The sequence below is a fragment of the Pseudodesulfovibrio sp. genome, from assembly GCF_028692895.1.
Lineage (GTDB): Bacteria > Desulfobacterota > Desulfovibrionia > Desulfovibrionales > Desulfovibrionaceae > Pseudodesulfovibrio.
Genome location: NZ_JAQUWN010000001.1, coordinates 42395 through 68235 on the forward strand (window position 1 = coordinate 42395; position 25841 = coordinate 68235).

Consider the following 25841-nt stretch of genomic DNA (forward strand, 5'->3'; position numbering starts at 1 on the left):
TGCCCTGGACCCGGCAGGGACAAAGCCCCTGCACCCCACTCTCCGCTTCGCGGGGGCAGAGCCCGATGGCTGGGCGGCGCGGTCCGGACGGCGTGCGGGGCGGTCAGGCGGCGTCCGGGAGTCTTCGGGTGGGCCGCTTTCGCCCGCCGGGACGAAAACAGCCCGCCCGAAGACTCCCGGACAGTGGCCCGGTTGAAGAGGGGGGAGTGTTTGGGGGAGAAAAGGGGATTAAAACAATTTGTTTTGTTATTTCAAATGCCTTTAAAATTGGACTTGAACGTTTGACATTGCGGTAGTCGCACGGATCAACTTGGCCCGCTCCCCCCGGCCGCCGGAGGCATCTTCATCCATGATACGCGAGATAGTGCATTATACGCTCAGGCAGAAGGTTTTGGTGAACCTTGTGTTTGTGGTGTTGATGGTGGTCGGGGTGTTTTGCGTCTTCAACCTGCCGGTGGAGCGGTATCCAGACGTGCGCATGGGCCAGGTGGTGATCAGCGGTTTTTTGCCCGGCGCGAGTCCGGCCGAGGTGGAGACGCTGGTCACGCGCAAGATCGAGGACGCGCTGGAGGACCTGGAGAACGTGGAGTACATCCGTTCGCGGTCGTTTCGGCAGCGCGCCTCGGTCATGGTCAAGTTTCTGGACGATACCGACTACGACGCTTTGTATGACGAATTGCGATTCAAGGTGTTGTCGATCCAGAACGATCTGCCCGAGGAAATGGACCCGCCGACGTTCACGGTGATCCGGGTGAGCGAGTGGCTGCCGGTGATTTCGGTGAACCTGACCGGGGACAGGGCCAACCGGGCGTTGACGCTGATGGCTGAGGAGATGCGCATCCCGTTGCAGCGCATTCCGGGGGTCAAGGAGGTGCAGATCAACGGCGAGTTCACGCGCGAGTTCCACGTCTCGCTCGATCCGGGCAAGATGATGCGGCTCGGCGTGACCTTCGACGAGGTGGCCAAGGCGCTGAGCGGGGCGAACTTTTCGGTCCCGGCTGGCGATTTCGTCAGCGATTCCGGCGAGTACGTCATCGTGGCGGACGAGAAGTTCCGGTCGCGGGACAAGATCGCGGCCACGGTGGTACGGCGCGACGGCGACGGCTCGTTCGTGACGGTGGGCGACGTGATCAGCGAGGCGGGCATGGCCTATCGCGATCCCTTCGTGATCTCGTCGGTGAACGGCAAGGACTCGGTGTCGGTGAAGATCATCAAGACCCCGGGGGGCAACGCCCTGGACATCGGGGCGGCGGTGGAGCGTGTGGTGGCGGATTTCCGGCCCATCCTGGACAGGGAGGGCGTGACCCCGGTCATGACCCAGGACCAGCGGGTCTACATCAACGAGAACATCGACACCCTGGGGTCCAACCTGCTGCTGGGCATCGTCCTGGTCTGCGGCTGCATCTGGCTGGTGATGGGTTTCCGCAACGCCATGCTGACCACGGTGGGCATCCCGTTCTCGTTTTTGGTGACCATGATAATCATGTGGCTCACCAACAACTCCATCAATGAAATCACACTGTTTTCCTTTGTGCTCGTCAGCGGCATCATCGTGGACGACGCCATCGTGGTGGTGGAGAACATCTACCGCCACGTCCAGGAGGGGCGGCCGCTCAAGGAGGCGGTGGTGGAGGGCGCGAGCGAGGTCTGCATCCCGGTGCTGGCGGCCACCTCCACCACGGTGGCGGCGTTCCTGCCCATGCTCATCATGACCGGGTCCACGGGCGAGTTTTTCGCCCTCGTGCCCAAGGCCGTGAGCTTCGCGCTTCTGGCGTCCATGGCCGAGTGCCTGCTCATTTTGCCGCCGCATTTTCTGGACTGGCCGGGGGCCAGGCGGCTTCGGAGCGAGTCGCGCACGCACAGCCGCCGCGCCGCCGACCCCCGGTTCCTGGTCGCGTTGCGGGGCGGGGTGGACCGCGTCCTCGGGCTGACCATGCGCCATCGCCGGAAGTCCCTGGTGGTGGTGTTCGGGGCGTTCATCCTGGCCATCGTCACCCTCGTCGTGTCCGTGACCGGGGCCATGCCGCTGTTGCGCATCAAATTCTTCCCGGACGAGTACAGCCTGTTCTACGTGTCCATGGAGGGGCCGGTGGGCACGGACGTCTACGCCACATCGGACAAGGCCAAGTCCGTGGCCGCCTTCCTGCACGGGCTGGGGCCGGGCGCGGTCCAGGCCGCGTCCGCCCTGGCGGGCATGGACATCACCGAGGATTACGAGAACGTGTTCGGGTCCAACAGGGCCATCGTCATCGTGGAGATGCCCGCCAGGGACGCGCAGCATTTCGCCGAGAATCCGGACAACGACCCGCAGCTCCTGCTCGACATCGTGCGGCGAAAGCTGGAGCCCCATGAAAAGGGCGGCTGGACCATGCACGTCTGGGCGGAAAAGGGCGGACCGCCATCGGGAAAGGACCTGAACATCCGGGTTCTCGGCCCGGACCAGCAGGCCGTGCGCGCCCTCAAGGACGACGTGGACGGCTGGCTCCGGCACAACAAGGCCATCGCCCCGTACCTGACCGACTTCAAGACCGACACGGGCACGGACAACCGCGTCTTCCGGTTCAGTTCGGACAGCGCGCGCATCTCGGAGTACGGGCTTACACCGTCCCAGGTGGTGGCCCTGGCGGGCGGCCTGCTGGACGGCCGGTTCGTGGGCAAATTCCGGGCCTCGGACGAGGACATCGACCTGCGGCTCAAGATCGACAAGCGGTTCCTCAAGAACCCGGAGGACGCCCTAAGCATCCCTATCCTGGAGGACGACCAGGGGCCGGTGCGCGTGGGCGACCTGGTCACGGTCGGCACCTATCGCGAGCCGGGGCAGCTCAACCGGTTCCAGCGGCAGCGGGCCGTGACCATCACGGCCAACATCCGCCCCGGCGCGCCGGTCAACGCCCCGAGCGTGGTCCACGACATCCGCGCCTATTACGGCACCATAAAGGCCGAATATCCCGGCGCGACCCTCAACTTCGCCGGAGAATACGAGTCCACAGGTCGATCGTTCACCTCGCTGACCTACGCCTTTCTCATCGCCATCCTGCTGATATACACGATTCTGGCCTGCCAGTTCCAGTCGTACGTCCAGCCGGTAATTATCCTCTCGGCCGTGGCCTTCGCCCTGACCGGCGTGGTCTTCGGGACCATGCTGACGCGCTCGCTGTTCACCGTGAACAGCTTCATCGCCACGGTCGGCGTCACCGGCGTGGTGGTCAACGACTCGCTGGTCCTGCTCGACTTCATCAATCGGCTCTATGCGGCCGGGTACTCCCGGGCCGAGGCCGTGCGGGAGGGCGTGCGCATCCGGCTGCGGCCCATCCTGCTGACCACCCTGACCACGACGCTGGGCCTGCTGCCCATGGCCGTAGGCATCCCGTCGTATTCGCTGGTCTGGGGGACCATGGCCACCACCTTCGTCACCGGGTTGTGCGTGGCGACGACGCTGACGTTGTTCATCATGCCCGTTGAATGGGATTTGTTGATGCGATGGAGCGAGAAGAGGGAGCGGAAGCGGCGCGAGCGCGAGGGCGGGGAAACCGGTGGCGCTCGCGGGGAGGCCGAGGTTGTCGCGGAGGCGGATGAGGGAGAGGGCCGGTAGTCTGGAGTTTTTATAGAAATTTTCTGGAGAAGTGAAGAGAGAACGAGAATTGTTGACAGTTTTTGTGTGGGGTGGGGGAGTTTGAGGGAGGGGAAGGCAGGCGGCGGCTTGGAAGTGTGACGAGAGCCGGGGGAAGCGTTGGCTTCCCCCTCCACGTTTTTTTAATGCCCTGCGCGGGCGGCGGTTCTTTTTTTGCTGTGTGGATTGTCAAATCAAACTGAACGCCTCGGCAAGTCCGCGCTCCTCAATAATTCCCAAGGGTGTCCTGTAGCCAAATTTTTTCCTTGGTCGATGGTTTATAAGATCAACCGCCCACTTCAATTTGCTTGGATCGGCGAAGTTTGAAGATTTTCGTTTTGGATAGAACTGCCGCAACAAGCCGTTCGTCTGTTCGTTCAGAGCTCTCTCGTTGGGTGCCTGGGGGCAGCTTGCCCGCCGACGTGTTGCGCCGCCAAGCCTCCGATCCAAGCGGGGCGGCTCCATTTCTCCCGGTAAGTTACTGCCATCCCTCCGCGAAAGCGCCTTGCATTACGCCCAACCGGCCGGGTGGCCCCATGGAGCCGCCTTGCCCGCATGGTCGGCTGCTAACCGTCGGAACACAGGGCTGGGCTTGGCTCATCAACTCAGACAAACTACGGCCCCGGGCGTTTTCCTTCAGCTCCTTCCGTTGCGGATGATCGGGCCTCCCCTCTCTTTTCGCCCGCCGCCACGCCGAATCGACAAACGAAAAGCCCCTGCCGACACATCGGCAGGGGCCTGGCTTTCGATTCGTGCGCGTCCGCTTAGCCGAGGATGGACTTGAGGTCTTCGTCCGGCGTCGCAATCGGCGCAATGTTGTAGGTGTTCACCAGATAGTTCAGCACGTTGGGCGTAAGGAACGCGGGCAGGCTGGGCCCGAGCTTGATGTTCCGGATGCCAAGGGCGAGGAGGGACAGCAAAATGGCCACGGCCTTCTGCTCGTACCAGGACAGGACCAGGGAGAGCGGCAGGTCGTTGACGTCGCAGTCGAAGGCCTTGGCCAGGGCCAGGGCGATCTGCACGGCGGAGTAGGCGTCGTTGCACTGGCCCACGTCCAGCAGGCGGGGGATGCCGCCGATGTCGCCGAGCTGCTTGTCGAAGAAGCGGAACTTGCCGCAGGCCAGGGTCAGGACGATGGTGTCGGCCGGGGTCTTTTCCACGAACTCGGTGTAGTAGTTGCGGCCGGGCTTGGCGCCGTCGCAGCCGCCCACCAGGAAGAAGTGGCGGATCTTGCCCGCCTTGACCGCGTCGATGACCGTGCCCGCCACGGACATGACCGCGTTGCGCGCGAAACCGACCATGACCGAGCCCTTGTCCGCGTCGGCCGCGAACCCGTCCATGGCCAGGGCGCGCTCGATGACCGGGGTGAAGTCCTCGTTGCCCACGTGCACCGCGCCGGGCCAGCCGACCAGGCCGGTGGTGAAGATGTTCTCCATGTATCCCTTGGGCTTCTGGATGCAGTTGGTGGTCATCAGGATGGCGCCGGGGAACTCGGCGAATTCCTTTTGCTGGTTTTGCCAGGCCGTGCCGTAGTGGCCCGCGAGGTGGGGGTACTTCTTGAGGCCCGGATAGCCGTGGCAGGGGAGCATTTCGCCGTGGGTGTAGACGTTGACGCCCTTGCCCTCGGTCTGCCTGAGCAGGGTCTCCAGGTCCTTGAGGTCGTGGCCGGAGATCAGGATGGCCTTGCCCGCGGTGGGGCCGAGCTTGACCGGGGTCGGGACCGGGTGGCCGTAGGCCGAGGTGTTGGCGTCGTCCAGCAGCTCCATGGCCCGGATGTTGACGCGGCCGCATTCCAGCCCGGCTTCGATGGCCTGCTCCAGGGTCAGGTCGCGCGACAGGGTGGCGGCCAGAAGGACCTGGATCTTGTGGTGGAGCTCGGGGTCCTCCTTGCCGAGGATGGCGGCGTGGTCGGCATATGCGCACACGCCCTTGAGGCCGTAGGTCAGGGTCTGCTTGAGGGACTTGATGTCCGCGTTCAGCTCGGGGTCGTTTTCGATGCCGTAGGTTTTGCCCTGGGCCACGAGGGCGTCGAGGCCGACGGCCGGGAGGAGCACGGCCGGGCCGTCGAAGAGCACGCCCGAGACCTTGGCGCGCAGTCCGTCGCGCAGGCGCACGCATTCGTCGATGAGTGCGACGAAGCGCGCGTCGTCGAAATTCACGTTGGTCAGGGTGGAGAAGACGGCGGCCGCGACAAAGCGGTTCACGGCCGGGTCGTCGACGCCCTGGGCGCGGGCGGCCACGGCCACCTGGGCCAACCCCTTGGCCAGGTAGAGGAGCAGGTCCTGCAGGCTGGCGGTGGAGTCCTTCTTGCCGCAGACGCCGACTTTGGTGCAGCCGCCGTTGGCGGTCTGTTCGCATTGGTAACAAAACATGGGTTGCCTCCTTGGGTTGGTGGGTGGATTGCGTTGTGAGGCCCCAACATAGCGGAGGGCGGCGGGCGTTTGTATGATTTGAGTCAAAAAACAGTGCAAAACCGAAAAAATGGCTGGCAGGATTCCTGCTAGGGGGAGGGTAAGGCATTTTTTGCCCGGGAGAATCCATGCTCGAATCCGTTTTCATCAAATCCTCGGCCTTTGACGCCTTTGCGCCGTTGAGCCACGAGACCGTGGTCATGGTCCTGCCCTACATCGACCAGGCCATGGCCGAGCGGGCCGAGGCGATCCTGTGCCGACGCGCCGAGCAGGACGGGCTGCTCGTCCTGGTGGACGACGACGAGCGCATGGGCTTCATCCGCGTGGCCAACCTCGTCTACCTGCGCACCCGGTCGCCGCTCTTCGGCTACCTGGCCCAGGACGCCTATCCGGGCATGTACTGGCTCCGGGAGGGGGTCGGGCTGCTGGAGCGGACGGGCAAGGGACTGCTGGCCTTCAACGAGGGCCGTTTCTTCGGCACCCTGGCGGCCTTCGGCCTGGCGCGGCGCGCCTGGCTGGCCCGGCTCTATCGCAACATGCTTTTCTATCCGGGATACCACTCGCAGTACGGCGATACCGAGCTTTCGGCCATCGCCTACGCCACGGGGCAGCTCGCCTTCAATCCCAACGCCCTGTTGATCGAGGTGGACTACGAGAAGCACGCCAAGGCCAACCATGCCGGGGACGACGCCCTGTACAAGGCGCGGCTGGCCGCGGGATTCGACGGCCTGATTCCGGCCGGGACGTAGGGCGTCTCGCCTCCGGCGGGCCGGCGGATGCAACCCTCTTTATTTGTTGCCGTCTTTTTGGTAGAGCAAGAAATCTTCTCTCCCTTCAACGCCGGGTCGCCGCCATGGATCGTCGCCGAACAGTCCTTGCCCTCAGCACCCTGGCCGCCCTCCTGCTGCTGGCGACCGGGACCTGCATTGGTGGGGAGGCGCGCGGCAACGCGCCGGAACACAAGGAGATTCTTCTCCTCAATTCCTACCACCAGAATTTGGCCTGGACCGAGTCCATCTTCCGTGGCGTGACCGACGTGCTCCGGCCGGGAGAGACCGGAATCGTCCTGCACGTTGAGAACATGGACACCAAGCGTGTGGCGTTCAACGAGCACTACGTCCAGCAACTGCGCGACGTGTACCTGCACAAGTATCGGGACACGCGCCTGAGCCTGGTCATGGCCACGGACGACAACGCCTTCGCATTTCTGCGCCGCTATCACGGCCTGCTGTTCCCCGGCGTGCCGGTGGTCTTCTGCGGGGTGAACCACTATTCGGACGAGCTCCTGCGCTCCCACCCGCTATTCACGGGGGCGGCCGAAAGCCTGGACGTCCGGGGCACGCTCTGGTGGGCGCTCAAGCAACATGCCGGCGTGAGCACGGTCTACGTCGTCCACGACTATTCGCCCTCGGGCCGCGCGGCGGTCCAGGCCATGCGCCAGGACCTGGAGAGCGTCCCCCCCAGGGTGGCGGTGCGCTATTCGGGCGACCTCGGCCTGGAGGAAATCCTGGCCGAGGTGGACAGCCTGCCCAGGGACGCGATCATCCTCTACGGATTCTACTACCGCGATCCCGGCGGGCGGTTCTACAACACGGGCGAGGCCCTGGACGCCATCGCGGCCCGGACCGGCCTGCCCATCTACGGGCTGTACGACTTCGACCTGGGCCACGGCATCGTGGGGGGGCTGCTCACCAGCGGCCGCGAGCAGGGGCAGGCCATGGCCCAGTTGGCCCTGCACGTCCTTGCGGGCCGGCCGCCCAGGGACATTCCGGTCATCGACAAGCTCCCGTCCGCGCCCATGTTCGACTACGAGATGCTGCGCAAGCACGGCATCGACCCCGGGAGCCTGCCGGAGGGCAGCCGGGTCATCAACCGGCCGCGCAGCTTCTATTCGGAGTACGGCGCCCTGATCTGGGTGGTGGTAGGCTTCGGCTCGGTCCAGATGATGGTCATCCTGGCCCTGGTGGTCAGCACGTCGCGGCGCAGGCAGGCGGAAAAGGCGCTTCGCGGCGCCCATCAGTTGCTGGAGGAGCGCGTCCGGGAGCGCACGGGCGAGGTCAAGGAGACCGTGGAGGCGTTGCGCACGGTCTTCGACGCCTCCCACGACGCCATCGTCATTCATGACGTCGCGGGCCATATCCTGGACGTCAACGAGCGTATGCTCCAGATGTACGGGCTGACCCGCGACGAGATCCGGGACATCTCCATCGCCCGCGACATTTCGAGCCGCAGCAACGCGGTCTACCGGCTCTCGTCCGTCTGGCGCTCGGTCATCAACGGCGAGGCCCAGTTTTACGAGTGGAAGGCCCGCCGCCCGCATGACGGCAGCGAATTCGATGTGGAGGTCTACCTGAACCGCATCGTGTACCACGGCCGGGAGGCGATTCTGTCCAACGTCCGAGACATCTCGGTCCGCAAGGAGTCGGAGAACCGCATTCGCCAGTCCCTGTCCAAGTTCGAGGCGATTCTGGAGAACTCGCTCATGGGCATCGCCATGCACCGCAAGCGGACCTTCGTGACCATCAACCGGCGCGGCGCGGAAATCTTCGGCTACAGCCCGGAGGAGCTCATCGGCAACGACGTGTCCGTGCTTTTCGACTCGGCCGAGGAGGTGGAGGAGTTCGCCTCGGTCTCGCGTCGGGCCCTTTCGGAGAGCGGGGAGTTCAACACCGAGCACGCCTTTCGGGGCCGGAACGACAACGTGGTCTGGTGCCGCATGTACGCCAAGGCCCTGGACCGCGACAGCCTGGGCAAGGGCATCATCTGGGCCTGGGACGACATCACCGAGCAGCGCCGCTCCCGCGAGGAGCTGATGCGCGCCCGCGAGGACGCCGAGGCGGCCAACCGCGCCAAGTCCGAGTTCCTGGCCGCAATGAGCCACGAGATCCGCACGCCCATGAACGCCATCGTGGGCATGACCGACATCACGCTCCAGACCGACCTGAGCGAGGACCAGCGCGACTACCTCAAGACGGTCATGGACTCGGCCCAGCACCTGCTGGCCATCATCAACGACATCCTGGACCTCTCCAAGATCGAGGCGCGCAAGCTGACCCTGGACCGGGTGGACTTCGACCTGCCCTACCACGTGGGGTCCACCATCAAGGGGCTGGCGGTCCAGGCGCGGCAGAAGGGGCTCTCCCTGGTCCTGGACGTGGCCGACGGCGTGCCCCGCTGCGTCAAGGGCGACCCGCTCTCCCTGCGCCAGGTCCTGGTCAACCTGGTGGGCAACGCCATCAAGTTCACCCACCGGGGCGAGGTGGCGGTGCGCGTTTTCCCGGCCGGGCCGGGGCCCGACCCGGACGACTCGCGCACCCTGGGCGTCTCCTTCGAGGTGGAGGACACGGGCATCGGCATCCCCGAGGATTTCCTGGAGACGATCTTCCTCTCCTTTTCCCAGACAACGCGGGCATTCGGCGGCACTGGCCTGGGGCTGGCCATCTGCAAGCAGCTCATCTCGCTCATGGGCGGCGACATCGGGGTCAAGAGCCGGGTGGGCGCGGGCAGCACCTTCGCCTTCACCATCCGGTTCGAGCCGGGCGTGACCTGCCCCGCGCCGGTGCGGTCGGCCCCGTCCCTGCCCCGTGCGCCCCGGCGGCCCGTGCGGCTGCTGGTGGCCGAGGACAACGACGTCAACGTCATGGTCACCACGTTGCGGCTGGAGGTCCTGGGCTACCGGTGCGTGGTGGCCAGGAACGGCCTGGAGGTGCTCGACATGGTCAAGCGCGAGCACTTCGACCTCATCCTCATGGATATCGAGATGCCCGTGCTGGACGGCATCTCGGCCACCAAGGCCATCCGCTCGTCCGTGCCGGGCGGCTCCATTCCCAATCCGGACATCCCCATCGTCGGGGTCACGGCCCACGCGCTCAAGGAATTTCGCGACAAGAGCCTGGACGCGGGCATGGACGATTACGTGTCCAAGCCCGTGGACTTCAACGAACTGGCCGTCATCATCACCCGCCTGGTGGGATCGGTGCCCCCGCCCGCCGGCAAGGCGCGGGCCGGAGCGGAGGGGGCGGACGCCCCGGAGACCCCGGATTCGGCCGCGACGCCGGAGGCCCTGGGTTCGGCCGCGACGCCGGAGGACCGGGAGGCCCCGGCCGCCTGGGACCCGGACCGGGCCATGGCCCGGCTCGGGGTGGACAAGGCCACCTTCGAGGGGTTCCTGCACACGGCAGGGGATGAGCTGGCCGCCACCCTGGAGGAGCTCCGGCAGGCCGTGGGCCGGGGCGAGCTGGTTCACGCGGCCACCCTGGCGGGCGCGGTCCGGTCCATCTCGGCCTCCATCGGAGCGCACCAGACCGCGCGGGCGGCGGCCCGGCTGGCCGAGGGCTGCCGCGCGGGCGACTCCGGGCCCCTCGCCCGGCTTCAGGCCATGGCCGAAGAGCTGCTGGAAAGGATGAAAAATCGTTGAGCGCGGCCCGGAAGGTGGAATTCTAATCGAATTCGCGCGTGTTTTCGGATAACGTGATGATCTCATTGGTCGGTTGCATTGTGGAGGGAGCCAAGCCTGGAGGGAAACCATGGGTGAGGGATACGACATCTCCGAATTGAGGAAGTTCGTCGCCCCGGAGTTCGTCTTCGGCGCGGGGGCGGCCGAGCTGGCCGGGCAATATGCGGCCAACCTTTCGGTGAAGCGGGCGCTGGTCGTCTCCGGCCCGAGGCTGGAAGGGCTGGGGGTGACCGGGGCCGTGGCCGACGTTCTGGCCGCCGAGGGCGTGGCCCCCGTGGTCTACACCGACGTCTCGCCCAACCCGCGCGACGCCGAGGTCATGGCCGGGGCCGAGGTCTTCCGCCGCGAGGGGTGCGACGCAATTGTGGCCGTGGGCGGCGGCAGCCCCATGGACTGCGCAAAGGCCATCGGCATCGTCTGCACCAACGGCCGGCACGTCCTGGATTTCGAGGGGGTGGACCGCGTGAAGCGGCCCGGACCGCCCATGATCTGCGTGCCCACCACCGCGGGCACGGCCGCGGACATCTCCCAGTTCTGCATCATCAACGACGTGGGCCGGAAGGTGAAGATCGCCATCGTTTCCAAGACCATGGTTCCGGACGTGGCCCTCATCGACCCCCTGCTGACCGTGAGCATGGACGACCGGCTCACGGCCTACACCGGCCTGGACGCCCTGACCCACGCGGTGGAGGCCTATGTCTCCAACGCCAGCTCTGCCGTAACCGATCTGCACGCCCTGGAGGCGGTGCGGCTTGTCCGCCGCCACCTGCTCCGGGCCGTGGAGCGGCCGGGCGACCTGGAGGCGCGCTCCGGCATGATGCTCGCCTCCACCTATGCGGGCCTGGCCTTCTCCAACGCCATTCTCGGGGCGGTGCACGCCATGGCCCACAGCCTGGGCGGCCTGCTCGACCTGCCCCACGGGCTGTGCAACGCCATTCTCCTGGATCACGTGGCGGCCTTCAACTATCGGGCCGAACCGGCCAAGTACCGCCGCCTGGGCATCGCCCTGGGGGCCGACATCCCGGACGCCATGCCCGAGGACGAGGCCGGGGAGGCTGTGCTGGAGGCCCTGCGCAGCCTCAAGCGGTCCGTGGGCATCCGCGACAACCTGGCCGAGCTGGGCGTGACTCCGGCCGACCTGCCCCTGCTGGCGCAGAAGGCCCTGGCCGACGCCTGTATGCTGACCAACCCCAGGCAGCCCTCGGCCGCCGAAGTGATGGAAATCTATGAAGCGGCGTGCTGACCCGCCCGTTCCCGCCCCGGCCGACCGGGGAGAGGAGCGGGCCAAGCTGATAGGGCTGGGCAAGCGGTCCATCAGCAAGAGCTACTACCCCGAACTGCGGGCCCGGCTGGAGGAGCTGGAACGGTTCCGGGGCCTGCTGGACCAGGTCTCGGACGCCATCTTCGTGGTGGACGCCGTCTCGGGGCTGGTCCTGGACGCCTCGGGCGCGGTGAAGGCCATGCTCGGCTGCGCCGCCGGGGAGCTCAAGGGGATCGAATTCGCAAAGCTCCTGCCGGAGCATATCGCGCGCTACGCCGCAAACCTGTTCAACCACAAGAACGAGGTGCTGCAACTGGAGACCGAGTTCCACCATCCGGTCTGCGGGGACGCCCCGGCCGTGCCGGTGGAGATGTCCCTGCGCCTCGTGGAGCAGCAGGGGGACCGCTGCGCCGTCATCGTGGCCCGCGACATCTCGGAGCGGCGGCGCAACGAAGAGGCGCTGCGCAAGAGCCACGACGAGCTGGAGATCCGGGTCCGGGAGCGGACCCGCGAGCTGGACCGGGCCAACCGGGCCAAGAGCGAATTCCTGTCCATCGTCTCCCACGAGCTGCGAACGCCGCTGACCTCGGTCCTCGGCTTCGCCAAGATCACCCGCAAGAAGCTTGCGGAAACGGTCTTTCCGGCCGTGGAAAGCTGCGGGGACGAAAAGGTGCGGCGCGAGATGATCCGGGCGGGTCGCAACCTCGACATCATCGTCTCCGAGGGCGAACGCCTTACCGCCCTGATCAACGACGTGCTCGACCTGGCCAAGCTGGAGGCCAACCGCATCGACTACCGCATGGAGCGCCTGCGCCCCGGGGAATTCATCGAACGCTCCATGGAGGCCTCGGACGCAATGTTCGAGGAGGCGGGCCTGGCCTTCCTGGCCGAAGTGGCCGACGACCTGCCCCGGGTCCGGGGCGACCGCGACCGGCTCATCCAGGTCCTGGTCAACCTCTTCTCCAACGCCGCGAAGTTTACGGACAAGGGCAGCGTCACCTGCCGTGCCGAGCGGGCCGGGGGATACGTCAAGATCAGCGTGGCCGATACCGGGACCGGCATCCCGCAGCCGCTTTTGGGGGCCATTTTCGACAAGTTCGTGCAGGGCGAGGGCAGCCTGGCCGACCGCCCGCGCGGCACCGGCCTGGGACTGCCCATCTGCCGCCACATCATCGAGGGACACGGCGGCCACATCTGGGCCGAAAGCGGGGAGGGGGCGGGCAGCCGGTTCGTCTTCACCCTGCCCGCGCTCAGGGAGTGACCGCTCCGGCCGCTCCCCCGTTCCGATAACATTCCGTCGGCAGCCGCCTAGTAGCGGAAGAGATAGCGCCGGGCGATCTTGTTGTAGGCGCCGTCCCGGCGCATCTGGTCCAGGGCCTCGCCCAGGCGCTGGAGGACGTCCTCCTTCTCCGGCAGGTCCGCCGCGCGCGACATGGCCAGGTAGGCGGGCTGCTGGTCCACCAGCTTCTTGGACAGGTAGGTGATGGAGCTGGTCATGCCCATGGCCTTGAGTCGGTAGTAGGTGACGTCGATGTTGCCCGCGAAGGCCTGGGTCTCGTCCATTATCAGCCCGCGCAGGCTGGAGGAGAGGTCCGGATAGTCCTTGACCGCCACCAGGCCGGCCGACGCGGCGTCGGCGAAGGCCTCGCCCAGGAAAGTGCCCTGGACCCGGCCAACGGTCTTGCCCTTCAGGTCGTCGTATGCGCCGAAGGGGAAGGTGTCGCCCACCTTGGTGAACAGGACGAAATCGCTGCTGTGCACGGGCGAGGCCTCCATGAACAGGCCGATCTTGTCGCGCTCCGGGTTGCGGAACAGGGCGAAGGCCCCGTCGCAGGAGCCGTCCTTGAGCATTCGCAGCACCTGGTCCAGGGGCTTCAGCTCGATGTCGATGGTGACGCCCGCCTTGTCGGCCGCGGCCTGGAGCAGCTCCACGTCGATGCCTGCCGGAGCGCCGTCGATGAGCATGGAATAGGGCGCGAAGTCGATGTCGGCCACGAACTTCACCGGCCGGGCCTGGGCGGGAGCGGCCAGCACGGTCAGGCCGAGCAGGGCGGCGAGCAGCAGGGTTCGCATGGCGTTTCTCCTGAAAAATTACGGGTTGGTGTTGGACGATACCCGGTTCCGGGGCGTGAGACAAGCTTGGGACTGTGACGGTCGCGGAATAATAATAACCTTTTGTCGCGGTTCGGAGTAAGCGGTTGTTCAGTCGAAAGTCATCCAGCGCCAGGGAGCGGCTGTGCCGGGGAAAAAACACGTACTGCTCATAGACGACAACGCGTCCTTCCGGGACCTGGTGGCGAGCCATCTTGAGCGGCGCGGCCACCGGGTCTCCGCCGCCGGGGACGGGCCGTCCGGGCTGGCGCTGTTCGCCGGGGGGGGCGTTTCCGCCGTGCTGGTGGACCTGCGAATGCCCGGCATGGACGGCCACATGGTGCTGGCCGAGCTGGCGTCCCGGTCGGAGACGACACCGCTCATCGTCATCTCGGGCGCCACCGGCCGCGACGACGCCATCCGGGCCATGCGCAACGGGGCCTGGGACTTCGTGGTCAAGGACGGGGATGTCCTGGACGAACTGGACCATGCCCTGTGCAAGGCCTTTGAGCGGGCGGGCTACCTGGCTGCCCAGGGCCGGAGGCTGGCCCACGAGACCTGCGAGCGCGAGCGCGCCCAGGAGGCCCTGGCCAACCAGCTCGCCTTTCTTCAGGTCATCATCGACGCCGTGCCCGACCACATCTTCTACAAGGACCTCGCGGGGCGGTACCTGGGCTGCAACCAGGCCTTCGCCGCGTTCATGGGCAGGCCTCGCGAGGCGTTGCTCGGGTTGCGGGTTTCCGACGTGAGCCCGGCGGCGGAGGCGGCCGTGTACGAGGAAATGGACCGGCGGCTGCTGGCCCGCCCGGACGAGGCCCAGGCCCGCGATATTGACAGCGTCATCGACGGCAAGGCGCGCCACCTCATCGTGCGCAAGGCGGTCTTTCGGGGCCGGTCCGGGAGCCCGGCCGGCATCGTCGGCGTGTTCTCGGACATGACCCGGCAGCAGGAATATGCGCAAAAGCTGCGCCAGAACGAGGAGCGGATGCGGGCCATGCTTGACGCCTCGCCCCTGCCCATCGTCATCGTCAACCTGGAGACCGGCCGGACCCTCTTCGCCAACCGGCGGGCTTCCGAGCAGTTCGGATTCCCCCTGGAGGAGGCCGTGGGGCTGCGGGCGCGCCGGTTCTACGACGACCCAGCCTCCCGCGACCGCCTGGCCGAGCGCCTGCTGGCCCAGGGGCGGCTCAGCGGCGTGGAGCTCCTGATGCGCCGAACGGACGGGAGCCGGTTCTGGTGCCAGGCCTCGGCCGCGCTCATGGAGCTGGACGGGGCCAGGGTGGTCTTCATCTCTTTTTCGGACATCACGGCCCGCAAGGACCTGGAGGCGGCGCTGGAGAAATACGAGTTCATCGCCAACGCCTCCCACGATCTGATGACCCTCTCCAGCCGGGACCACGTCTACGAGGCGGCCAACCGGGCCTACCTCGAACAGTTGGGCCGCCCCCGTGAGGCGGTGGTGGGCCGTTCCGTGGCCGAGGTCTGGGGCGAGGAGTCGTTCCGGGAATACATCCAGCCCCATTTCAGTAGTTGCCTCGAAGGGCACACGGTTTCCTACCAGGCCCGGTTCTCGTTCCCCGGGAGCGGGGAGCGGGATTACGAAGTGTTCATGTATCCCTATTCCGGGGCGGACGGCCGGGTCAGCCATGTGGCCACGGTCTCGCGCGACATCACGGAGCGCAAGCTGGCCGAGGACCGGCTGCGCGAGGCCCTGGAGCAGGTGGAGGCCATCCAGGACAACGCCATCTTCGGCGTGGGCCTGTTCGACGACGACACCATCGTCCGCATCAACCAGCGGGGGGCGGATATCTTCGGCCGCACCCCGGAGAGCCTGGCGGGGGACCATCCCTCGCGCTATTTCCCCTCCGAGCGGCAGTACCGGAGCTTTCGCCGCCGCTGCATCCACGGCCTGGTCACCGCCGGCGCGTACCAGACCGAACAGCAGTTCCGCCGCGCCGACGGCGCGCTCATCTGGACCCAGCTTTCGGCCCAGGCCATGGACCGGGCCGACCTGTCCCAGGGCGTCATCTGGACCATCCTGGACATCACGGAGCGGCGCTTCAACGAGACCGTGACCCGGATGCTCTACCAGATCTCCAACGCCGTGACCACGACCTCGGACCTGGGCGAGCTCTATGAGCACATCCACGCCGTGCTGGACGAGGCCATCGAGGCGGCCAACTTCTTCATCGCCCTGCTGGACCGGCGGCGGACCCGGCTGGAGTTCACCTACTTCGAGGACGCGCACGACGATTTCCGGGGGGCGGTCTTCCTCATCCACGAGGCCAGCGCCACCAGCCTGTCCGTGGAGGTCATCCGCACGGGCCGCCCTCTGCTGGTCACCACCCGCGAGCTGCCCGAGCGCGACCGGCCCCGGTCCGCGGGCGGCGCTGGCGCGGTCTGCATGGTGCGCGAAGCCTTCCTGCGCGAGCGGGGAGCGGACGACGCGTCCATGCTCGGCACCCGGTCCGAGGCCTGGCTGGGCGTGCCGCTCCGGGTCAAGGGCGAGGTGGTCGGGGTCATGGCAGTGCAGTCCTACTCTAACCCCTTTCAGTATTCGGACCGGGATGTGAACCTGCTGGTCTCGGTCTCCGAGCAGGTGGCCCTGGCCATCGAGCGCAAGGGCATCGAGCAGGACCTGCGCATGGCCCGCGACCTGGCCGAGGCCGCCAACCATTCCAAGAATGAATTCCTGGCCAACATGAGCCACGAGCTGCGCACCCCGCTCAACGGCGTGCTCGGTATGCTTCAACTGGCCCAGACCACCCGGCTCACCGAGGAGCAGCGGGACTACGTGGACACCGCCCTGACCTCGGGCCGCAGCCTCCTCTCCATCCTCAACGACATCCTGGATTTTTCCAAGATGGAGGCGGGCAAGCTGGAGGTGGTGGCCGAGCGCTTTTCGCTCGCCACCCTGGTCCAGGACGTGGTCTCGACCTTCCGGGGGCAGGTGGTGGAGCGGGGGCTGGCCCTCTACAGCCGCATCTACGGCGACTTCCCGGACACCTTGGTGGGGGCCAAGAGCCGCCTGCGGCAGATCCTGTTCAACGTGGTGGGAAACGGCGTCAAGTTCACCGAGCGGGGCGAGGTGGCCCTCGAGGTCTCCCTGCTCCACCTGGACCCCTCCGTCCACCGGTTGCGCCTGCTCTTCTCGGTGCGCGACACGGGCATCGGCATCCCGGACGACGCCATCCGCAGCATCTTCGAGCCCTTCACCCAGGTGGACGGCTCCTACATGCGCCGCCACCAGGGCACGGGGCTGGGCCTGGGCATCGTCAAGCGGCTGGTCAGCCTCATGGGCGGCGTTCTGTCCATCGACACCGAGGAGGGCCGGGGCACCACCGTGCACATGGCCTTCAGCCTGGGCTACGAGCCGTCGAGCAGGGCCGAGGAAAGCGCCGCCCGCCTGGCGCCTCCTCCTCCGCCCCGGCGGCTCTCCCTGCTCCTGGTGGAGGACAACCGGGTCAACCGGCTCATGGCCGAGCGCATGCTGGCCAAGCTGGGCCACGCTGTCCGGACCGCGCAGAACGGCGAGGAGGCCATCGAGATGCTGCGCAGGCACGCCTTCGACGGGGTGTTCATGGACATCCAGATGCCGGGCATGGACGGGCTGGAGGCCACCGGGCTGATCCGCTCGGCCGGGCCCGGCTCCGGCATCGATCCGGACATCCCCGTCATCGCCATGACCGCCCACGCCATGATCGGGGACCGGGAGATGTTCATGAAGAACGGCATGACCGGCTACATCGCCAAGCCGGTGGACATGAAGGGGCTGGAGGATACCCTGGCCCGGCTGTTCTTTCGCCGGGAATGACCCGCGAGCGCCGTCAGGGAGGACTCCCGGTCCGCCGCGCCGCCCGGAAAGGGGTGTGGATAACTCGGACGGACAAGGGGGCGTGACGGCGGATGGTCTAGCAAAATTCACGATTTTAACTAGATTTTGTTGTCGATCTGCACTATTGCTGACCGGATGGCTGTGTTGTCCCGAGCCGCCCGTCCGGTCTCCTATTTCCCGGTGTCTCCGGTGATGCTGTTCCCGGAGGCTTTGGGGGATTTCTCCGTCTACCTCTGGCAGGGAGGGGACTTCGTCCTCTATACCCGTTCCGGGCAGAAGTTCACGCTTCGCCACCGCCAGTCGCTGCACAGCAACGGGGTCAATGAGGTCTACGTCCGCAGTTCGGAAAAGGCGCAGTACGAGCAGTACATCGAGCGCAACCTGGGGTCCATCCTGCTGGACGAGTCCCTGCCCATCAAGCTCAGGTCCCGCGTCTTCTACGAGGCGTCCGCCGTGGTCATGCAGGACGTCTTCGACAACCGGCTGCCCACCGCGCTCAGGGCCCGGCACTTCGAGCGCATCGCGGAGATCGTCAAGAGCTCCATCAAGTTCCTGGCCTCGGACAACACCCTGTCCACCGTGGCCCCCTTCATCTCCCACGACTACAAGACGTACACCCACTGCATGCACGTCTTTATTTATTCGGTGGCCGTTTTCCAGACCTACGGCATGAGCGACACCGAGATCTTCGAGTGCGCCCTGGGTGCGCTGCTCCACGACGTGGGCAAGGCCAAGATTCCCCGGCGCATCCTGAACAAGCGGGGGGCTCTGACCATGTCCGAGCGGGCGGTCATCAAGGAGCACCCGGTCCACGGGGTGTCCATGTGCGCCCACCTGCCCATGACCCAGAACACCATCAACTGCATCCTCTTCCACCACGAAAAGCTGGACGGCACCGGGTATCCGGCCGGGCTCAAGGGCGACAACCTGCCCCTGCCGGTGCGCATCATCTCCATGGCCGACGTCTACGACGCCCTGACCACGGAGCGGCCCTACGCCGAGGCCATCCCCCCCTACGAGGCCCTGACCCTCATGCGCCACGACATGCGCCAGGCCTTGGACATGGTCGTGTTCAAGCGGTTCGTGGCCGTGCTGAGCGGCGCGGACATGATCTGATTTTCGCATTCCTCCGGAGCGGAAAACCCTTGGCCTGTCCCCGCGCGCAAGGTATAGCGAAATCAGGAGCATCCCCATGGCATCGACTCGAAAAAAAGACGTTGGACTCTGTTTCCCCGACATCCTCAAGCGGTTCGGCATCGGCGACGATCCGGACTGGCTGGCCGTCGTCCTCTTTGTGCGCAACCTGCTGCGGCACCTCACGGTCTATTCCGACGAGAAGAAGCGGGAGATACAGCAGGAGGTCTTCCGCGAACTGGCGCGCAAGGACTTCTCGCACGAGCGGTTCGACGCGGTCGTCGCCATGCTCGACATGTACCTGATGCAGACCATCGGCGCCCTGGAGCTGGAGGAGTCGCTGGCCCTGGAGAGGCGGTCGGCCGTGGCCCTGCTCAAGGAGATGGACGCGGTCATCGACTCCATCCGGGGCAACAGCGAACGCCAGACCCGAAAGCTCGACGACTTCCGGGACCGGACCGTGGGCGTCATCGAGTCCTCCGAGGAGCGCTCGGCCATCGTCTCCCGTGTGCGTGACATGTTCCAGGAGCTCATCCAGGAGTTCCGGGAGGAGGCCAGGGAACTGAACGACCGGGCCCGGATGCTGGAGCGCACCGCCAACTTCGACCCCCTGCTCACCGGGCTGCACAATCGCCGCGCCCTGGACGCCTACCTGCAGGAGACCGTGTCGGCCCAGACGGACGATTCCCTGCCCCTGTCCCTCATCATGTTCGACGTGGATCACTTCAAGCGGGTCAACGACACCCACGGCCATCAGGTGGGCGACGACGTGCTCCGGGTCCTGGCGGGCATCGTCTCGGCCAACGCCATCCAGTACCGGGGCTTCGCGGCCCGCTACGGCGGCGAGGAGCTGGTCGTGATCCTGAAGAACATCCCCCAGAACATCGCCTTGCTCTGCGCCGAGTCCATCCGGTGCGAGGTGGAGCGCTACGACTTCCGGCCGCGCAACGACGGGCAGCTCTCCGAGACCCCGGTGCGCTTCACGGTCTCGGCGGGCGTGGCCCAGTGGCAGCCCGGCTGGGACGCGGGCAAGCTGGTCAGCACGGCGGACGCGGCCCTGTACCGGGCCAAGAACAGCGGCCGAAACAACGTGGCGGCCCACGGCGTGGGCGACAAATAGCTTACCGGCAAGCGCCGGTCGTTATCGGCACGAAATGTTGCATAAACAGACTTTCCGATGGCTGGTGATCCTTGGCGTTGCGCTGGCGGCCATGACCTGTCCGTGTCTGGCCCTCTCGTGCCTGGCCGGGGATGTGGCGCTCCTGCATTCCGCCGGATCGGCGGACGGCTGGACCCGGTCCGTGGCGCGCGGCCTGTGCGCCGGGGACGACCCGGCCTGCCGGGTGTCCGAGATCTTTTTGGGAGACGCCGAGGAGGGCGAGGAGTTCTTCGAGACGCTGCACGACCGGCTCTGCCCGGACTGGTGTGCGCGCACCCCGGACGCGGTGGTGGCCGACGGCGAGGTGGCCTTCGCCTTCGCCCGCAAGTACCGGGGCGAGCTGTTCGGCGACGCGCCCGTGATCTACCTGGGCATGTCCAGGCCCGAGGCCGGGATCGCGGAGCAGTGCGGCCGCTGCTCGGGCGTGCCGCTCCGGCTCGGGGTGGAGTGGACGGTGGACCTCATCTTCAGGCTGCGGCCCGAGACTTCCATCGTGGTGGCGCTCATGGACGACGACGTGGCGAACCAGCCGTTGCGAGCCCGGGTGGAGGCGGCCATGGAGCCGCACCTGGACCGCGCCCGGCTGATCTTTCCCGGCCACGAGCCCGGCGACGACGGCGGGCTGGACGAGTCCGACCTGGCCTCGGTGGCCGGGAGCGTGCCCGTGGGCGGGGCGGTCCTGTTCCTGCGTTTCGCCCTGGACAAGGCGGGCAACCCCGTGGACGAGGACGGCTGCGCGCGCATGGTGGCGAGGCGCAGTCAGGCCCCGGTCTACGTCCTGACCGACCGTTTCCTGGGCGACGGCGTGCTCGGCGGGGTGGTGGCGGTGGGCGAGGACCAGGCGCGCGAGGCCGCGAACCTGGCCGCCCGGCTCCGGGAAGGGGCCGGGGAGGCGGCGTCGCAGGGCGTGAAACCTCGCGCCGTGGTGGACCTGACGGTGCTGGCCCGGTTCGGCATTCCGGCCGACCGGCTGCCCGCTGTGTGCGCGGGGATCAATCCCGTGGACCCGCCAGAACCCGCCTCCGCCCTGGGGGCGGCGGGCATGTGGCTGCCCGCGCTCTTCCTGGCGCTGCCCGCCTGGCTGCTGATCCGGCGGCTACGCGCCAAGCAGCTCAAGTAGATACGCGCCCTGGACCACGACCATCAGGGCCGTGGCGGCCATGGCCACCAGGATCATGCGCCGTGTTTCGCGCCCGACCTTGTCGCAGATGTCGGCCAGTTGGCCTGACATATATTCCGTCGTATATTTCGGGTGGTTGTACCAAAGGACCATGCGGGGCCTCCCTCGTGGACAGGACGTTGGTTGAAGCCCAGACACTATGCCGCGCGCGGGGAATGCGCCGCCGCATTGGTGACGCCTCCATGTCGCGATGGTTACGCGCGAACGGAATTTGGGTGACGCGTGTCAGCGCAGGAAGATGTAAAGGGCGGCCAGTGCCCAGAGCAGGGCGGCGGCGGCCGAGGCCGCCGGGATCATCCACCACTTGAGGCGCACGGCCCGCCCGCGCAGCCGGAAGGTGGCGCAGCAGGAAAAGAGGCTGAGGGCCATCTGGGCGAGCAGGCCGGAGGCCGCCAGGGCGGGCAGGGCCAGGAGCCAGAGGACGGGGTCGGTGATCCAGGGACCGTTCACGGGGCGTTCCGGGCGGGGCCGGGTCAGCTCATGATCCACTCGGCCAGCAGGGGCGGGCGGGACAGGCCGTGGATCTGGCCGAACCGGCACAGGGCCGTGAGCTCCACGCCGTTCTTGATGATGGAGACCGGCCGGTCGGACGAGACCACCACCACGATGATCTGATCGTGCTCGGCCGTGAAGCGCAGGGCGGAATTGAAACGCGCGCCTCTGGCCCGGTTTTCGCCCGGCACGGACCGGCCGTCCATGAGACAGCCGAAGCCGTGCAGCTTGAGGTCGCGGCCCACGTGCAGGGCGCCGTCCAGCTTGGCCAGGGAGCAGGCCAGCTTGAGCTCGCTGCTCTCCTTGAGGTCGAGCGGGCGCTCGAAGTGCTGGCCGGACATGGTCAGCAGCTTCTCGCCGGTGTCGATGACCAGGGTGCAGCCGTGCTTGCGGTCGCGGACGCGGTTGACCATCAGGCTGAGAGCCTGCATGAGGGTGTGCTGGTCCTCCATGGTCATGTCGGTTTCCAGCAACTGCTCCTCCAGTTGGACCAGGTTGGCCCGCAGGTTGGAGGAGTGGAACCCGCCGTCGAAAAATGTGCAGACCAGTTGGTCCTTGAGCCACAGGAAGCCGCGCGCGGCGCTGAACTGCGCTATCAGGTACGCGCCGGGCATGGGGCCGATGGCGATGCCCAGGACCCGCTTGCCGTCGGCCACCAGGACCCGGCCGGAGTCCTCCACGGCCTGGAGCAGCTTGCGCACGTGCTTTGTGTCCGAGAGCATGGGCTGCTCCATGTCCGGAAACCGGCAGACGAAGCGGACCTCGTCCAACTGGTCCGGCTCAACTACCACCACGCGGCCGCGCGGCAGCTCGCCCTCCTCCTGGGTGCCGGAAATGCCGAGCACCGCGTCCAGGAAGGGATAGATGCGCACCCGGGTGTCCAGCCAGCCCATGCGGCTGCGCTCGTCCACGATGAAGTCGCGCACGGCGTGGGTGGCGCAGTGCTGGAGCACGAAACCGGCGGTGTCCAGGTTCTGGACGTCCTGGGTGGCGAAGTTCTGGGAGACCAGCCCGATGGCGTATTCCAGCCAGCGCTTGGTGGGCCCCACGGAGCACATGTCCGGGTGCTCCTCGGTGAACCAGCGTTGATAGTGCATGGTCCGGGAGCGGGCCGCCAGGGTGATGGTGCCGGAAAGCGTCGGGTCGTCCGCCTCGTTCTCGATGAGCCGCAGCTCGTTGCCCGCCACGAGTGCGCCGCGCCACTTGCTGGAATACAGGTAATAATCCCGCAGCTTCGGTTCATGGCCGCGCAGCAGGTCCTGGGGATCGCAGATGCGCGGGGGCGAGTCCGGATTGACGGCGTAGATCACGGCCGCCCGCGAGGGCTGGGAAAAATGGGAGAGCCCGTCCCGGAGGCCATCCAGGATGTGGAAGATGCAGAAGTGTTCGAAGGAGGACTGGCTCATGACGGCTCCGTCTCACGGGTCTCGGGTGTGCATGCTCCCTTTCCCTGTATGACGAAAATGACAGGCGTGTCCAGAACCCCTTGCCGGGAAAGGGAATATTTTCACTCTCATACCCCGAGGCCGCTCCTGCCAACCTTTTCCCGCCATTTCCTCCCATCCCCGTTGCGGACCATTGCTGATGGTTGCGGAATAATCCCCAATCACCAATAATCCAACAATCCAAGATGGTTGAAAAACAGACAGGTCCCTTCCCCCGGTTCGCTCATTTCACGATCAGCACCGAGCTTTCGGCGCGGGCGGCGACTTCGTGGGCCACGCTGAACGCCTTGGCGAACCAGGGTTTTTCGGATTCGCCCAGGACGATGAGCGAGTATGCCGCGCCCAGGCGGGTGATGACCTCCACGGGCCTGCCGGTTTCGATCAATTGGGTCACGGGCTCCATGCCAGCCCGGCGAAAGGTTTCGGCCGCGTGCTCCACGGCCCGGCGCGCGGCCGGTTCCCCGGCCTCGTCCTCGGCCACGGAGAGCAGGGCGACCGCGCCCTCGCAGTTGGCGGCGCAGCGGACGGCTCCGGCCAGGGCGGCCCGGCTGGACTCGGTGTCGTCCACGCAGACCAGCAGGCCGTGGCCGGGCTCCATGCCTCTGGCCACGATGACCGGGCAGCGCGCATGGGCCGCGATCCTGAGCGAGAGCGGCTTGCGCGCCAGCAGCTTGCGCAGCCCGCCCGCGACCGGCGGCGAACCGCCCACGATGACCACGTCCGCGCCAAAGGAGGCGGCCTCGTCCACCACGGCCGTGGTCACGTCCGGGGCCGTGCGAAGCCGCAACGAGATGGCCCCGCCGCAGGGGTTGCGGTACTCGCGCACCCACTCGCCCGCGTCGTCGCCGGAAAGCTCGTGGTAGCGCCACGGGTCGCCGCCGCCCTCGCGAATCTGCCCCAGCTCCAGCAGGATGTCCCGCGCCGCCTTGAGGTGGCGCATACCCGGCAGCTCCAGACCCCAGCCCAGCACGTTCTCCCGGGCCACGCGCAACTCCAGTCCGCCGGTCCGGAGCCCGCTGTCCAGCGGCCGGACATAGAGCAGGGCCACGTCCGCGCAGGTGCGGCCGCCCAGCCGCGCGGCGAAACGCAGCCCGGCATACGCCTCGGGCCCGCCGCCGATGCTGATGAGTATGCGGAAATTCCGCGCCTCCGTGGTCATGCCCGCTCCTTACAGCCCCACCAGGGGCCAGTAGATCTTGGACGCCGCCAACAGCACGATAAAGGACATCAGCGCCATGCGCCAGCCCACCCGCAGGAAATCGCCCGCCGTCAGATAGCCGGACGAATGGACGATGGTCGAGGCCGGGGTTCCGATGACCGTGAAATAGGCGAAGGCGCTCGACATGGCCGTTATCATGCCCACGGCCAGCGGGTTGGTGTCCGCGCCCACGGCGATGGACAGCACCACCGGCCCGAGCACAGCCACGGCCGCGCCGTTGCTCATGGTGTTCGTTATCAGCGTGGTCAGGACCATCACCGCGCCCAGCAACCCGATGCCCGACCCGAGCCCCACCGGCTCCAGCCCGTCCATGAACAGCCCGGCCACCCAGGCCGCCGCCCCGGTCTCGCGCATCTGCGCGCCCAGCGAAATCGCCGCCGCATACAGCCAGACCACGCCCCAGTTCACGCCCGAATTCAAATCCTGCCAACGCACCAGCCCGGCCACCAGGAACAACACCGCGCCCAAAATGGCGATGGTCCCCATCCCCACCCTGGACGAAAACAGCACCCACCCCGCCAGCGTGAACAAAAACAACCCGATGGCCACATAATGCCGCCCGGTCAGGGCTCCTTCATCGCCCACCTGCTCCTTGAGCCGCTCCACCGCCGGGCCGAGGTCCAGCACGTCCGTCCGGAACGTCCGGCGCAGGATCAGGTGCATCAACGGCAACTGCACCAGAAAAACCGGATAGGCATAGATCATCCACTTCAAATAGCTGACGCCATACTCCCACGTGGCCGGGTCGTCCGGCGCATAGAAAAAGTCGCGCAGGTAGTCGATCATGATCGCGTTGCGCGCCCCGCCCGACGGCGTGCCGATGCCCGCCATGGCGCAGGCGTAGGAAATGGAAAACAGCAACAGCACAGCCAGCCCGCGCTGCTTCTCCGGGTCGCCCGATCCCAACTGCAGCAGCGAAAGCGCCACCGGCAACATCATGGCCGCCACCGTATGCTCGCCGATGAACGAGGCCAGCACTCCGGAAAAAATCGAAATACCAAACGCAATACGATACGTGCTCGAACCCGTCACCCGGACGATCAGCAACGCCAGCCGCTTGTCCAACTTCTGCTTGACCAGCGCCACCGCCAGCATCAGCGAGCCCATGATGAACAGGACCGAATCCTTCATCAGCGAACGGGCCACGTCCGACGAGTCCATGCCCAGCAAAAAGACCTGGCCCAAGACGATCAGCAACGCCACCGCAGGCAATGGGATGGGCTCCGTGATGAACAAGATGGTCGCGCCCACCGTCATCACCAGCACACGCCATCCCTCGGGCGTCACGCCGTCCGGCACAGGCCCAAGCAACATCGCCGCCTGAAGCAACAACGTGATGATGAACCACCGTTTCTCGCGCAAATAATGGACCATGCCGCCAACCTACACTACCCGCCCCCACCTCGCCAACCCGCCTGATGTGATAAGTTGCCGGGCATGAGCAGGGGAGGCCTCCGGCGGCGCTTGCCAGCGGGGCCGCCTTCGGCGCGACCAGGGCGCTGCCCTGGACCCGGCAGGGACGAAGCCCCTGCACCCCACTCTCCGCTG

Annotated in this window: 16 protein-coding genes; 9 read left to right on the forward strand and 7 right to left on the reverse strand. The window is 66.7% G+C overall.

Annotated features, from left to right (window positions below):
* Window positions 1-349 precede the first annotated feature (349 nt).
* Window positions 350-3592 carry an efflux RND transporter permease subunit gene (locus tag PHP91_RS00215; protein WP_300135375.1) on the forward strand — a complete coding sequence of 1081 codons (3243 nt, stop codon included), beginning with the start codon at window positions 350-352 and terminating at the stop codon, window positions 3590-3592.
* Between the two features lie 782 nt (window positions 3593-4374).
* Here the strand turns inward: PHP91_RS00215 and hcp are convergent.
* Complete coding sequence (gene hcp / locus PHP91_RS00220; RefSeq protein ID WP_300135377.1) at window positions 4375-5982, reverse strand: hydroxylamine reductase; 1608 nt, start codon at window positions 5980-5982, stop codon at window positions 4375-4377.
* A gap of 167 nt (window positions 5983-6149) precedes the next feature.
* On the opposite strand from hcp, the gene PHP91_RS00225 reads away from it, so the two are divergent.
* From PHP91_RS00225 to PHP91_RS00240, 4 genes are all read left to right on the forward strand, one after another.
* Window positions 6150-6770, forward strand: coding sequence for a hypothetical protein (locus tag PHP91_RS00225; protein ID WP_300135379.1), 621 nt, complete (start codon window positions 6150-6152; stop codon window positions 6768-6770).
* A gap of 104 nt (window positions 6771-6874) precedes the next feature.
* On the forward strand, window positions 6875-10438 hold the full coding sequence (locus tag PHP91_RS00230; RefSeq protein ID WP_300135381.1) for a PAS domain S-box protein: 3564 nt from the start codon (window positions 6875-6877) through the stop codon (window positions 10436-10438).
* 109 nt (window positions 10439-10547) lie between these two features.
* On the forward strand, window positions 10548-11720 hold the full coding sequence (ercA, locus tag PHP91_RS00235) for an alcohol dehydrogenase-like regulatory protein ErcA (RefSeq protein ID WP_300135383.1): 1173 nt from the start codon (window positions 10548-10550) through the stop codon (window positions 11718-11720).
* Entirely contained in the window at window positions 11704-12999 is a 1296-nt protein-coding gene (locus tag PHP91_RS00240; protein WP_300135385.1) for a PAS domain-containing sensor histidine kinase, read from the forward strand. Before ercA ends, PHP91_RS00240 begins: the two co-directional genes overlap by 17 nt.
* A gap of 47 nt (window positions 13000-13046) precedes the next feature.
* Here the strand turns inward: PHP91_RS00240 and PHP91_RS00245 are convergent, their stop codons facing one another.
* Window positions 13047-13811: a transporter substrate-binding domain-containing protein gene (locus PHP91_RS00245; protein WP_300135387.1), complete on the reverse strand. Its 765-nt coding sequence runs from the start codon at window positions 13809-13811 to the stop codon at window positions 13047-13049.
* 163 nt (window positions 13812-13974) lie between these two features.
* Between PHP91_RS00245 and PHP91_RS00250 the strand changes: the two genes are divergently transcribed.
* The 4 genes from PHP91_RS00250 to PHP91_RS00265 all read left to right on the forward strand — a co-directional run bounded on the left by PHP91_RS00250 (window position 13975) and on the right by PHP91_RS00265 (window position 21077).
* Complete coding sequence (locus PHP91_RS00250; RefSeq protein WP_300135389.1) at window positions 13975-17643, forward strand: PAS domain S-box protein; 3669 nt, start codon at window positions 13975-13977, stop codon at window positions 17641-17643.
* Window positions 17644-17856: 213 nt separating this feature from the next.
* A complete protein-coding gene (locus tag PHP91_RS00255) occupies window positions 17857-18780 on the forward strand; it encodes an HD domain-containing phosphohydrolase (RefSeq protein WP_300135517.1) in 924 nt (307 codons plus the stop codon).
* 76 nt (window positions 18781-18856) lie between these two features.
* On the forward strand, window positions 18857-19918 hold the full coding sequence (locus tag PHP91_RS00260) for a GGDEF domain-containing protein (RefSeq protein WP_300135391.1): 1062 nt from the start codon (window positions 18857-18859) through the stop codon (window positions 19916-19918).
* A 64-nt stretch (window positions 19919-19982) separates the two neighbouring features.
* Complete coding sequence (locus PHP91_RS00265; protein WP_300135393.1) at window positions 19983-21077, forward strand: hypothetical protein; 1095 nt, start codon at window positions 19983-19985, stop codon at window positions 21075-21077.
* Here PHP91_RS00265 and PHP91_RS00270 read toward each other — a convergent pair.
* From PHP91_RS00270 to PHP91_RS00290, 5 genes are all read right to left on the reverse strand, one after another.
* The gene (locus PHP91_RS00270) at window positions 21054-21188 is read right to left on the reverse strand and encodes a hypothetical protein (RefSeq protein ID WP_300135395.1); all 135 of its coding nucleotides are present in this window, start codon (window positions 21186-21188) and stop codon (window positions 21054-21056) included. The two genes, PHP91_RS00265 and PHP91_RS00270, sit on opposite strands and share 24 nt — an antisense overlap.
* A gap of 174 nt (window positions 21189-21362) precedes the next feature.
* The gene (locus PHP91_RS00275; protein ID WP_300135397.1) at window positions 21363-21587 is read right to left on the reverse strand and encodes a competence protein ComEC; all 225 of its coding nucleotides are present in this window, start codon (window positions 21585-21587) and stop codon (window positions 21363-21365) included.
* A gap of 23 nt (window positions 21588-21610) precedes the next feature.
* Window positions 21611-23035, reverse strand: a complete 1425-nt coding sequence (locus PHP91_RS00280; RefSeq protein WP_300135399.1) for a DNA integrity scanning protein DisA nucleotide-binding domain protein — start codon at window positions 23033-23035, stop codon at window positions 21611-21613.
* A 262-nt stretch (window positions 23036-23297) separates the two neighbouring features.
* Entirely contained in the window at window positions 23298-24233 is a 936-nt protein-coding gene (locus PHP91_RS00285) for a universal stress protein (protein WP_300135401.1), read from the reverse strand.
* Window positions 24234-24242: 9 nt separating this feature from the next.
* Window positions 24243-25667 carry a DASS family sodium-coupled anion symporter gene (locus PHP91_RS00290; RefSeq protein ID WP_300135403.1) on the reverse strand — a complete coding sequence of 475 codons (1425 nt, stop codon included), beginning with the start codon at window positions 25665-25667 and terminating at the stop codon, window positions 24243-24245.
* Between the last annotated feature and the right edge of the window lie 174 nt (window positions 25668-25841).